This window comes from Vibrio nomapromontoriensis (assembly GCF_050337205.1).
GTDB lineage: Bacteria > Pseudomonadota > Gammaproteobacteria > Enterobacterales > Vibrionaceae > Vibrio > Vibrio nomapromontoriensis.
Genome location: NZ_JAKJSS010000007.1, coordinates 515,222 through 527,356, shown reverse-complemented (window position 1 = coordinate 527,356; position 12,135 = coordinate 515,222). Strand labels below are relative to the sequence as shown.

Here is a 12,135-nt window from a genome sequence, read left to right as displayed (position 1 = left end):
TTAAACGTCCTCGAAGCGATGTCGTAGTAGCTCTCGTAATTTTTTATGACCAGCGTCTTTACTCTTCCCAGAGTGTTGGATTAAGTCGATATTGATGATTGCTGACAATTTTTCAAATTCTATAGGAACTTGAACCAACGTGCCTTGCTCAAGTGCGGCTTTTGCCATATAGGAAGGCGCATAGGCCCAGCCAAACCCTTCAATACACCATTCCATAATCATAGCGTAGCTATCCGAATACCAGACATCTGGGCTTAGAATTTGATGAAAGCTGCTTTCTTGCGCGTTTCTTGAGCTTACGACGAGTTGTCGATGTAAGCTCAGTATTTCAATATGGGGGGCGATTGTATGAGCGAGAGGGTGTGATGCTGCAACAAAGATATCGAATTCAAATGCCCCGACATGTTCAAAATCCAACGAAAATGGAATGACGTGCTCGCCGTATACGAGCCCAGAAGTTGCACGCCCTGATTGCACCATCTCAATGATGTCGATACTGGAGGCGAGTAGGCACTCAAGCTGCAGGGTTGGGAATTCTTGTGACAATGCTTTTAGGATAGGAGTGATGCGTTCTAGTGGGATCCCTTCGTCTACAGCAAGTACAATAGGTTGTATGTCAGTGAGCGTTAAACTACCAGCAAGTTCAGACAGTCGATGGTGTTGAATCATAGTGGCTTTGGCGTAGGGCAGGAGCTTAGAGCCCGCCTCCGTTAAAATTGGGTAGCGCTTGCTGCGGTCAAATACTTCGACGCCGCAATCGATTTCAAGGTTCATAATATTTTGACTTATTGCCGACTGCACTTTCCCAAGTTGCCGAGCGGCAGCAGAAAACGAACCGGTTTCTACCGTCGTAATAAACGCTTCTATTTGCTCGATACTTAACATATCAGTTATCCTGATGGAATCTCGTTATTCAATGAGGTTAGAATAGCGGATAATAATAATATTGGTAATGTTGATTATTGGTATTTTAGGTTATCGCTATGAATAATAAAGAAAGAATATTCCATGCTGTTGTTTTTGAGGTGCTAGCTCTAGCTATCATTGTGCCTGTTGCTTCTATGGCTACGGGAAGTCAATCGTTGTCATTAATGACGGTCGGGATCGGAATGAGTATATTTACTGTTATTTGGAATTACATTTACAACGTTCAGTTTGATAAGTGGCTTCCAGGGGGGCGAAGTGAGCGCTCAATATTAGTGAGAGCGGTACATGCTATCGGTTTTGAAGCCGGTCTTATACTGTTCACTATTCCTGTCATCGCGTGGTTTTTGCAGGTTTCATTATGGATGGCATTACTAATTGAGGCGGGATTTTTAATTTTTTTCTTTTTTTACACCACGATATTTAATTGGGTGTATGACAAATATCAGCCGTATCAACGTTGGGTAGGAAGTTTTAATAACCACTAAATACGGGTTTGATAACCAGTTGCTATGAGGATCATACGGGTACGCTAGGTTGGAAATAGATGAGGCGGAAGAAAGCTGCCGCCTCATAGGGAAAAGCATCAGAATTACAGGTTCGCGTTCAATACTCGCAAGATTTTATCGGCATGTTCTGCCACTTCAATTCCCTCGCTCGTTAAATAGCCACCGTCAGGCATGGTACATAGTCCTTTAGCATGAAGCTGTTGGACTGCTTTTTGCATCTCTTCGTTGGCGTCGGTATGAACTTTGATTCCAGTAGCTGAACTGCTTAAGTCAAATTGCAGTAGCAAGTTCATTTCGGCAAGGTGTTCTAACGTTAATTTCATAGCTGTGCCTTTTCATTTAGATAGTCCGATCAACATAGAGTGATTTGGGCGTAATGACAATCAGATAGTGAATATTTTGTTAGATGACCCCGTGTTCTCTATGTATTCTGTAAGATTTTTACTCTAAGTGGATGAATTGTAACCATTTGAATGTCTAAGTCATGTCTTTTACTTTCGAGTTTGCATATAGTGAGTGAAGATCCATAATTATTATGATTTTAGTTGGCTAGATACGCTGCGGCTATCTAGTTGTAAAGGAGCGAAAATGTCTACGCGCAAAGCGGTTGTGGTACTCATGTGTGTTTTGGGCATTACTTCTTGTGCATCAACTCCTACGGCGGTTGAGCGAGATCCGAATCTGAGTCCTGAACAGATTCAGCAAGCACAAAATCAAGTCTATCAAGACGTATTAAAAACGCATTCGATGTGGGCTAATCAACTGGAAGATGCGGAGTCATTAAGGATATACGCACCGGAAAATTATCGCGATATGATGTCTTCATGGAAAGACGCGCATGAGCTGTTTATTGAAATGAGAAAAGATCCGTCGCAAGTTGATGTGAAGCATTCCGTCTTTTCCAGCGAAACATACGCGATTGCGTTTCGAGATCGCATTAATAGCGTGGAGTATAACTTTACCGCGATCCAACGTTTAAAAAAGCAGGCCGATGAGTTGCTTGAGCCAGCAATGACCCAGATGGCCTACTTAAGAAAAATAGAGGCAGCAAAGTATTTCCGCCACGCGACGACCAGTGTGACGCGCGAATATGAGCGTTTGTTTGAATACCTAGTTGTGTCAGAAGTGGATCGGGCGGAAAGCTATCAGGCCATATTTCTGGAGAAAGCGATGGCACTTGAGGTTCGTGTGATCGATGCGATATACGTGGAACCATTGGCGCAAAAGTTATCTTCGTTGTCTAAGGCTAGGTACAATGTGATGGCACCGATTAGCTTTAGCTATGTTGAGCAGGGCATTTTGGAATTACGTAAACTTGTGAGCCAATCACCACGCGATTTTGAAACCATTGAACATGATGTGGATAGCATCAACTTCCAGTTTCGACGACTGGAGGCTATCGTCTCCGAGGTGACTAAGTTGTCTAATGTTGAAAAGTCTAACTTTGAGCCGTTAGTGTTGGATGCAGAATCCCGTCTTCATAAAATATCCATTGCTGCGAAAGGCAATGACTACCGAGATCAGGATCTTACATCGCAATCAGAGCGAATAGCGCACGATGTTGAGATGCTAAATAAAGCGGATCAGTCCATTGCTTTACGTAAAGAGAACGCGTTACTTAAGCAAAAACTGGCACTGCTGGAAATGCAGCGTGGAGATGTTCAGAGCGCAAATGACCAAGTCGTGTCCGAGGCGATGGATAAAGCCGCTAATAATAGAGCTGAGATTGAAAATCTGAAGAAGTTAGTTAGTGCGTTGCAAGAGCAAGCTGCGGACTGACCGTTTTATCCTGATAGTAACATACTGACATAAGGTCAGAGTGACCAGAAGAGCACTGCCAGTTGGCGGTGTTTTTTTTTGAAAAAAATCGGGTGAAAAATAAGGCTGCAAAAATGTGGACTATCTACCTTCTAATTGTTTTTTAAGTAATTTTTTTGTGGTTTAGCATGGATGAGATATTTATATTGATAATGAGTGAAAATGTCACTTGCCATATCTATTGATTGGGAGCATTATCCGCCACCACCAAATTGTTACTAAACATGTATTGAGAAAATGGAAATGAACCAGTTCGATGCTTTGTTGCCACCACAAATGGCAGAGCGTGCCGCTGAGGCGGGTGTAGGTAAAGCGACGAAAGATCCAATGAAATCCTTTTTACTTGCCATCACGGCAGGTTTACACATTGGTATCGCTTTTATTTTTTATACCACCATCACTACCGGCGCTGATGATTTACCTTGGGGTTTAACCCGTTTCTTGGGTGGATTGGCGTTTAGTCTTGGCCTAGTACTTGTGATCATTACGGGTGGTGAGTTGTTCACCAGTTCAGTGTTGACGCTGGTTGCCAGAGCAAGCGGTAAGATTACTTGGGGTGCGTTATTTAAGAACTGGGCTGTTGTCTATTTTGGCAATATGCTAGGAGCATTGTTCCTGGTTGCGATAATGCTTACCGCTAAGCAATATCTATTCGATGCAGGGCAGGTTGGTCTAAATACGATGCAAATTGCTCAGCATAAGTTGCACCATGGATTTTGGCAGGCCGTCGCGTTAGGCATTATGTGTAATGTTTTGGTTTGTGTTGCAGTGTGGATGACATTTAGCGGCAGAACATTGACAGACAAGATCATTGTGATGGTGTTGCCTGTTGCGATGTTTGTGTCAGCAGGCTTTGAGCATTGTATTGCCAATATGTTTCAAGTTCCAATGGCGGTTGGAATTAAGTACTTTGCACCCGCAGAATTTTGGCAAAACATCGGTGCGACGCCAGCAGATTTTGTTGACTTAAATTTGCTGGCATTTATCACTAATAATCTTATTCCAGTGACGTTGGGTAATATAATCGGCGGTGGCATCTTTGTCGGAATGCTGTACTGGTTAATCTATTTACGCGATTAAGTCAGGTAATGCATACCTTTTGTGGGAGCGGTGCGACATCGCCTAGCCATTAACACCTTATAAAAATCCGCCAACTAACGAATAAAGCGCCTTCCGGGCGCTTTATTCGTTTAAATTTATCAACACCCATTTCTCTCGGTGCTTATTACTATTTCAGTGACGGTTAAGGCGAGGACTCTGACTCACGCCATGGCAACGGCTAACCCGAAAATGATGACTAAAGCTATCGTGTGTCTAAAAAATAGTGTGTCTAAAACTATCGTTAAAGGCTTTTGGTGATAACTCACAAGGCGGAGCTGAATGACACTCAGACAACACTGCTGGTGTGCAAATTAACCAGTTTTTGCCGTTATCTTGCATGGAATCCGAATCACGCTCTGTACTGGCTTTGTACGTTATCCAATTAAGCTTGCTTTCCATATAGCTTCTCCCTCGTCCCTTTTGATTTTGCGGCAGAGTGCATTGCACTGACTAACGAGTAATCAAATTACTTATTGCGTATGACGAACAGATGAACGTGAAGGGTTTTGTTATTTTTCATTGATTAAGAAAAGTATCAATAACTCAGTAACTTGGTTATCCACATATCCTGTGGATAACCAAGTTTAAAGTAGGTGTGTAACATGATTTTTAGGCATTTTTGATTCGTCTTAAGAGCCTTAACAATACAGATATTGACGATAGTATCGCGCACCTTTGATGTTGAGAGCGCTATAAAAGGAATGCAATATCTCGAATGGGTGTGCTCGAAAAACAGCAATATTCAGCGTGTATCATGTTGTGGTGATACATAAGGCATACCGGAACGACTAAATCCACGCCGAACAATCAGGTTTAAGTTAATAGTAATAGAAACACTCATCATGACAAAAATGGCGAGCATAATCAGCAGTTGATACTTAATGGCGACAAGGGGACTTGCTCCGCCTAAAATTTGACCAGTCATCATGCCGGGTAAGGATACCAAGCCAGTCGTTGCTATGGTCGCGAGAATCGGCGCTAGTGATTTTTGTAGGGCAAGACGTACAAAGGGCAGTGTGGCCAATGGGACGGGTGCCCCTAACGAAATTGCAGCTTCGTATTCTGTCCAGCGGTCATGTAATGCCCCATAAAAGTTTTGCAGCGCGACAATATTCCCACTCAGGCTATTGCCAAGTAGCATGCCTGCAAGAGGAATAACGTACTGGGCACTATAAGCAGGGACAGGTTGGATGATCACCACACATAGCACAGTGATGATAGGTAACAAACCAATCAATAGTGACAGGACGATATAAGGCAGTAACGGCTTCTTAGGTAATCGGGCTTTGCTTAAAATAGCACTTCCACCAACGATGACCATCACGGTTAACCAAATTGCATTGATGAAAATGTTGTCTAAGTAGAACAAATATTCAAGATAAAGACCAACGAGAGCGAGCTGCACTGTCATTCGAAGAATGCTGATACAAGCGTCTTTGTTTAGATTGAGCGCATAGTATCGGCTTATCAAAAAGGGGATGGATAAGGTTGTCGAAAATCCGAGTAACTGCCACCAAGTTATGTCTATGACGTCTTGCATAACCACTATTTTCGTCAAAGGGATGATGGCGTTATTTTACGGGACTATTGGAAATCACACACTGATTTTTGGCAGTTATTGATCTCTTCTATTAACTCTTACGTAACATTTTTGTACGACATTCCCCACTATTTGATGAAATCTCATCCGACTCTAGCACGGATAATTCCGCGAAATGTTGCATAATTGCGATCTTGTTTACATACTTGTACAGATATTATTTCTTCACATCCATTCACATTTTTATATATCAACATTTAATTAATAACAAGTTAGGGTGACCTCAAAAAAGTGTTGATTAACAAGGGTTGAGAGGTCGGAATTGGTTGAACCACACACATAGTATGGTTTAGCATTTTCCTTAGAATAGTTTCAATAATTGATTTATTCATAAGAGTAAATCGCAGCTTTAACACGATACAAAATAGGCAAATGTATGAGTGATGTTAACAAAGTTGAGAGCACTGAAAAACATGGTATGGAATGGAAGTCTTTCTTTTTCATCTGCGCAGTTTTCTTTCCTCTCTTGAGTGTGGCGATCGTAGGTGGTTACGGTTTTACTGTGTGGATGCTTCAGATCTTCGTATTTGGACCTCCAGGCGTTCACGGCTAATTTAACCGCCATTCAATCTATTACGAGTTTCGAGAGAGTAAGACATGAAATCCTTTTTAATCAAACTTTGGCGTACTATCAGTAGACCCGCAGTTCATATCAGCTTAGGTGTTCTAACCGCTGGTGGCTTTTTGGCAGGCGTTATTTTCTGGGGTGGCTTTAATACGGCGTTGGAAGCAACCAATACCGAAGAGTTCTGTATCGGTTGTCACACCATGAGTGAGAACGTGTATGTGGAGCTTCAGGAAACGGTGCACTGGAAAAATGATTCTGGTGTGCGTGCCACCTGTCCAGATTGCCATGTACCGCATAACTGGACCGATAAAATTGCACGTAAAATGCAAGCTTCTAAAGAAGTATTCGCACAAATTTTTGGTGATTTAGATACGCCAGAGAAATTTGAGGCCCGTCGTCTCGAACTTGCTCGCCATGAGTGGGATCGTTTCTCGGCGAACAAATCATTAGAATGTAAGAACTGTCACGCTTATGAGTCAATGGACTTTGAGCAAATGTCTCCGACGGCACGCATTCAAATGACGTCAGCAGCAGAGCGAGATCAAAGTTGTGTTGATTGTCATAAAGGTATTGCTCACCATTTACCAAAAGATATGGCTAGTGCAAGCGGCATTGTTGGCGATCTAGAACAGATAGCAAGCAGCACGTCTTACTCTAAAGGTAATGATGTGGTTTCAATTCGTCATCTACCACTTTACACCGATGCAACGGCTGCAACTGAAGCTGGTTTGTTAAGCCCGGCAAGTGAAGTGGCAATTGTTGATGACAAAGGCGATATGATTGAAGTTAAAATCGATGGCTGGCGCAAAGCAAAAGGCTTTGGTCGAGTTATTCAAGAAGACTTTGGTATGAACATATCAACAGCCATTCTGACTAAAGAAGTATCTCAAAGCTCTGACGTTGTTGTTGGTGAGAAGAAAGAAGACGAGCTAACGGGTCTGCCTTGGGAACAAGTTTCAGTCAACCTATGGATGAAAAAAGAATCCATGTTGCCTGACTACACGCCAATTTGGAACGCGGCAGGTGAAGCGTATCAAACCAACTGCTCAACGTGTCACACACAACCTGACGTCGCACACTTTAGTGCCAATGGTTGGGTAGGCATGCTAGACGGTATGATCGCATTTGTGAACTTCGATAAAGACACTGAAGCTCTGGTTCTTAAGTATCTACAGAAGCATTCATCAGACTTTTCTGAAGGCCACCACTAATAGACGTTAATTGGAGTAGCAAAATGGCAATTACACGAAGAAGCTTCCTTAAAGGTGTTGCAGGTACCAGTGCAGCATCTCTTATCGGCCCAAGCTTATTAGCTTCGGCGTCTGCTAGTGCAGCAGAGACAGAAGGAACGTGGAAAATATCAGGCTCACACTGGGGCGCATTTCGTGCCCGTGTGTGGGGTGGCAAGGTTCAAGAAATTAAGCCATTTGAAGTCGATAAACATCCGACAGACATGCTAAATGGCATTAAAGGCATCATCTACAGTCCATCACGAGTGCGTTACCCAATGGTACGTCTAGATTGGCTAAAGAAACATAAATACGCGGCTGAGACTCGTGGCAACAACCGTTTTGTTCGTGTGACGTGGGATGAAGCGCTTGATCTTTTCTATCGTGAGTTAGAAACCATACAGAAAGACTATGGACCATGGGCACTGCACACTGGTCAAACGGGTTGGCGTCAAACGGGTCAATTCCATAGTTGTACCAACCATATGCAGCGTGCGATGGGGCTACATGGTTACTCTGTTAAGAAAGTGGGTGACTACTCAACCGGTGCAGGACAGACGATTCTACCGTATGTACTTGGTTCTACCGAAGTGTACGCACAAGGCACGTCTTGGGATTTGATCTTAGAGAATAGTGACAACATTATTCTTTGGGGTAATGATCCAGTTAAAAACCTACAAGTAGGTTGGACTTGTGAAACCCACCAATCTTATGCGTATTTGGAGCAGCTAAAAGACAAAGTTGCGAACAAGGAAATCAACGTTGTTTCTGTTGATCCAGTTCGTAACAAAACCGCTCGCTACTTAGAAAATGAACAACAATATATCAATCCGCAGACTGATGTACCGTTCATGCTGGGCGTTGCTCATGTTCTGTACAATGAAAACTTGTACGACAAGAAGTTTATCGATACTTACTGTTTAGGTTTCGAAGACTTTATTGGCTATGTTCAGGGTGAAACCAAAGACAAAGTTGAGAAAACACCGGAATGGGCGTCGGAAATCTGTGGCGTAAGCCCCGAAGAGATTCGTAAGTTTGCTCACATGTTGGTGAATGGTCGTACTCAGATCATGGTCGGTTGGAGTGTCCAGCGTCAAGAGCACGGTGAACAGCCATACTGGATGTGTGCCGTACTTGCAGCGATGATCGGACAAATTGGTTTGCCGGGCGGCGGTATTTCTTATGGTCACCACTACTCAGGTATCGGCGTACCAGCGACAGGATTTGCAGCGCCGGGTTCGTTCCCGCTGAACATCGATCAAGGGCAGAAGCCGAAATACACTAACCAAGACTTTAATGGCTATAGCCGAGTAATTCCGGTTGCTCGTTGGGTAGACAGTCTTCTAGAACCAGGCAAAAAGATTAAATCGAATGGTTCAGAGGTGACACTACCGAACCTGAAAATGATGGTATTTAGTGGTAATAACCCTTGGCATCATCACCAAGACCGTAACAGAATGCACAAGGCCTTTAGGTCATTGCACACTGTTGTAGCGATTGATTTTGCTTGGACAGCGACATGTCGTCAGTCTGATATCGTGTTACCGGCGTGTACTCAGTATGAGCGCAACGACATTGATGGCTATGGTGCGTATTCTGGACGTGGTCTAGTGGCGATGAATAAGCTTGTTGATCCTATGTTCCAGTCTAAGTCTGATTTCGAGATCATGGCGAATCTGACTCGCCGCTGGGGTCGTTATGAAGACTATACTCGTGGTATGTCTGAGATGGAGTGGGTGAAATCACTTTATGACGGCTGTAGAGAAGCAAACAAAGGCAAGTTTGAGATGCCTGAGTTTGACGAGTTCTGGGAGAAAGGCTACTTGGACTTCGGTACTGGTAAGTCTTGGGTTCGTCATGCCGATTTCCGTGAAGATCCGGAGATTAATGCTCTAGGCACACCGTCTGGTTTTATTGAAATTACCAGCCGTACTGTGGGCAACATGGGCTACGAACACTGCCAAGAGCACCCAATGTGGTTTGAAAAATCTGAGCGTTCACACGGTGGACCGGGTTCTAAAGCGCATCCATATTGGCTACAGTCATGTCACCCAGACAAGCGTTTACACTCGCAAATGTGTGAGTCGGAAGAGTTCCGTGCAACGTATACGGTACAGGGACGTGAACCAATTTATATCAATCCTAAAGATGCAAAAGCGAAAGGCATCAAAGATGGTGACTTGGTTCGAGTCTTTAATGACCGTGGACAATTGCTTGCAGGTGCAGTCTTAACGGATAGCTACGCACCAGGCGTTGTCAGAATCGAAGAAGGCGCATGGTACGGTCCAATTGATAATAAGATTGGCGCGTTAGATACGTATGGCGATCCAAATACATTGACGCAGGATATTCCAACATCTGAATTAGCGCAGGCAACGTCAGCGAATACCTGTTTGGTGAGTTTTGAGAAGTTCACAGGTAAGGTACCACCAGTGACCGCCTTCGGTGGACCAATCGAAGTCATCTAGTGAGAATTTAACCGTACAGAGTTTTAACTAGCACACAAAACCCATTCATTTGAATGGGTTTTTTTTTGTCTCGGAATATACTAATTAAGTAATCTATTAACTAGGTCGAGGACGTATGACCGAATATATTCCATTCTCAAAAGAGGTTGATGCATTGGCTGTCAACCCTAACATCAGTATTACTAAGTGCAATGGCGAGCTCTATTTTGAATACACGAGCTTAAATTTTGAACCGTTAGCTTCTCGTACTGCGTTAACTCGATTTGAGAACCAAGTTGAATCTGATGCCATGTTACTGGGCGATGGTTTCCAAATGCTGTGCCAGACATCAGGAACGGTGAATCAACTCGTTGATATCGGTCGATGTCCGGATAATAGTGCAAGCTACCGGATTTATGATGAAGATGCGCCCAAGCGTTTTTATAACTACCTAGTTATTGAGCAATCTTCTGGATTTACACTGTTTGGCTTTACATCCTGCTATCGTTTTTCGGGTTATTTTGAGTTGCATACTACAACTCAAGGTATTGATGTTTTGGCGTTTATCGATGGAGAGGACAGTGCGCCTCAATCTTGGGAAAGTAATCAGTTAGAGTCGCTGGTGGTATTACATAGCGATACTATGGATTCAGTGTTTAGTCAGTTTGCGGACATCATCGCGAGCCACCACCCTGCTAAAGTCGGTGTGTCTCAGCCAAGCCCAATAGGCTGGTGCTCTTGGTACGCATATTATGCTGATGTTGATCGCCAAAATGTACTTGATAATGTTCAGGTGATGGAACAAGAACAAGAGATGCTTGAGTGGGTGCTACTTGACGATGGCTATCAAGCCTTTATGGGCGACTGGCTAACACCATCGGATAAGTTTGAAGGTGGCGTAAAAGCTCTTATTGATAGTATTCGCTCCAAAGGCAAGAAACCTGCAATTTGGATTGCTCCTTTTATTGCTCAGGCTGAATCAGAGATTTTCCAGCAACATCCAGATTGGTTTCTCAAGCATTCTGATGATACGGCATTGAAAGCAGAAGATGTGACATATGGCGGTTGGCGGTGCACGCCTTGGTACATCTTAGATTGTTCTAACCCTGAAGTATTAGCGCACCTTACTCACGTTGTTAAAACCATGCGAGAAGAGTGGGGAATTGAGTTATTTAAGCTTGATGCTAACTATTGGGGGACATTAAAAGGTCAGCGCTATCGCCCGGGCGTGACTGGTGTCGAGGCGTATCGATTAGGAATGCAAGCCATTACGGAAGGCGCTGGAGAGGCGTTAGTTTTAGGCTGTAATGCACCGATGTGGCCGTCTTTAGGCTTAGTTGACGCGATGCGTGTATCTGATGATGTGGAGCGTGATGCACATCGTTTTGAGCAAATAGCGAAAGAAACGTTTCTGCGTAGTTGGCAGCATCAACGCTTATGGTTGATCGATCCAGACTGTGTGACGTTAACGTCTTTACCTAACCAGGGCACTGATCGTTCAAGCTATGAGTTTCACCGCAATGTCCTGTTAGCATCTGGTGGCCTATTGTTGTCTGGTGATCCACTGCCGGAGTTGAATCCCTTTGCAAAAGAAACGCTCGAGAGCTTAGTTAGTCGGCAAAAACAAACCAATAACACATCGGTGTTTCAATCATTGACGATGAATCATTCTATGTTAAAGCTGACTGAACAGCGCCGTCTCCACTGCTTATTTCATTATACAGAGGAAGGGACTGACTATACGTTGGCATCCGAGTATCCATGTGATTGGTTTGATTTCTGGACCAGAGAAAAGTTAAATCAAGAACCAAGCCATATTCACGTTATTACGCTAAACCATGCTCGTGAGAGCCGAGCTATTGTCGCGGTTTTTTCAAGCGAAGAGTACTAAATCTGTTGAGGGCCCAAGTTAAAAACGGCTTTAGGCCAAAATTACCTT

At 43.6% G+C, this 12,135-nt stretch carries 11 protein-coding genes; 7 read left to right on the top strand and 4 right to left on the bottom strand.

Features of this window, described 5'->3' with window-relative positions:
- Positions 1–885 (bottom strand): LysR family transcriptional regulator, encoded by an 885-nt coding sequence (locus L4D05_RS06490; RefSeq protein ID WP_428751832.1) that lies wholly within the window; start codon positions 883–885, stop codon positions 1–3.
- 98 nt (positions 886–983) lie between these two features.
- On the opposite strand from L4D05_RS06490, the gene L4D05_RS06485 reads away from it, so the two are divergent.
- The gene (locus tag L4D05_RS06485) at positions 984–1,412 is read left to right on the top strand and encodes a PACE efflux transporter (RefSeq protein ID WP_428751833.1); all 429 of its coding nucleotides are present in this window, start codon (positions 984–986) and stop codon (positions 1,410–1,412) included.
- A gap of 104 nt (positions 1,413–1,516) precedes the next feature.
- Here the strand turns inward: L4D05_RS06485 and L4D05_RS06480 are convergent, their stop codons facing one another.
- On the bottom strand, positions 1,517–1,756 hold the full coding sequence (locus L4D05_RS06480; RefSeq protein ID WP_428751834.1) for a TIGR02647 family protein: 240 nt from the start codon (positions 1,754–1,756) through the stop codon (positions 1,517–1,519).
- Between the two features lie 265 nt (positions 1,757–2,021).
- Here L4D05_RS06480 and L4D05_RS06475 point away from each other — a divergent pair, with 265 nt between their 5' ends.
- Entirely contained in the window at positions 2,022–3,212 is a 1,191-nt protein-coding gene (locus L4D05_RS06475; protein WP_428751835.1) for a BAR domain-containing protein, read from the top strand.
- A 276-nt stretch (positions 3,213–3,488) separates the two neighbouring features.
- Entirely contained in the window at positions 3,489–4,331 is an 843-nt protein-coding gene (gene focA, locus L4D05_RS06470) for a formate transporter FocA (RefSeq protein WP_428751836.1), read from the top strand.
- Between the two features lie 234 nt (positions 4,332–4,565).
- On the opposite strand, the gene L4D05_RS06465 is transcribed toward focA, so the two are convergent.
- Both L4D05_RS06465 and L4D05_RS06460 read right to left on the bottom strand, forming a co-directional pair.
- A complete protein-coding gene (locus L4D05_RS06465; protein WP_428751837.1) occupies positions 4,566–4,751 on the bottom strand; it encodes a hypothetical protein in 186 nt (61 codons plus the stop codon).
- A 343-nt stretch (positions 4,752–5,094) separates the two neighbouring features.
- A complete protein-coding gene (locus L4D05_RS06460; protein WP_428751838.1) occupies positions 5,095–5,892 on the bottom strand; it encodes an ABC transporter permease in 798 nt (265 codons plus the stop codon).
- Between the two features lie 436 nt (positions 5,893–6,328).
- Between L4D05_RS06460 and torE the strand changes: the two genes are divergently transcribed.
- The 4 genes from torE to L4D05_RS06440 all read left to right on the top strand — a co-directional run bounded on the left by torE (position 6,329) and on the right by L4D05_RS06440 (position 12,087).
- Positions 6,329–6,505 carry a trimethylamine N-oxide reductase system protein TorE gene (gene torE / locus L4D05_RS06455; RefSeq protein ID WP_250616776.1) on the top strand — a complete coding sequence of 59 codons (177 nt, stop codon included), beginning with the start codon at positions 6,329–6,331 and terminating at the stop codon, positions 6,503–6,505.
- A gap of 44 nt (positions 6,506–6,549) precedes the next feature.
- Positions 6,550–7,731, top strand: coding sequence for a pentaheme c-type cytochrome TorC (torC, locus tag L4D05_RS06450; RefSeq protein ID WP_428751839.1), 1,182 nt, complete (start codon positions 6,550–6,552; stop codon positions 7,729–7,731).
- A 23-nt stretch (positions 7,732–7,754) separates the two neighbouring features.
- The gene (gene torA / locus L4D05_RS06445; protein ID WP_428751840.1) at positions 7,755–10,217 is read left to right on the top strand and encodes a trimethylamine-N-oxide reductase TorA; all 2,463 of its coding nucleotides are present in this window, start codon (positions 7,755–7,757) and stop codon (positions 10,215–10,217) included.
- Positions 10,218–10,332: 115 nt separating this feature from the next.
- Entirely contained in the window at positions 10,333–12,087 is a 1,755-nt protein-coding gene (locus L4D05_RS06440; protein WP_428751841.1) for a glycoside hydrolase family 36 protein, read from the top strand.
- The last annotated feature ends 48 nt before the right edge of the window (positions 12,088–12,135 follow it).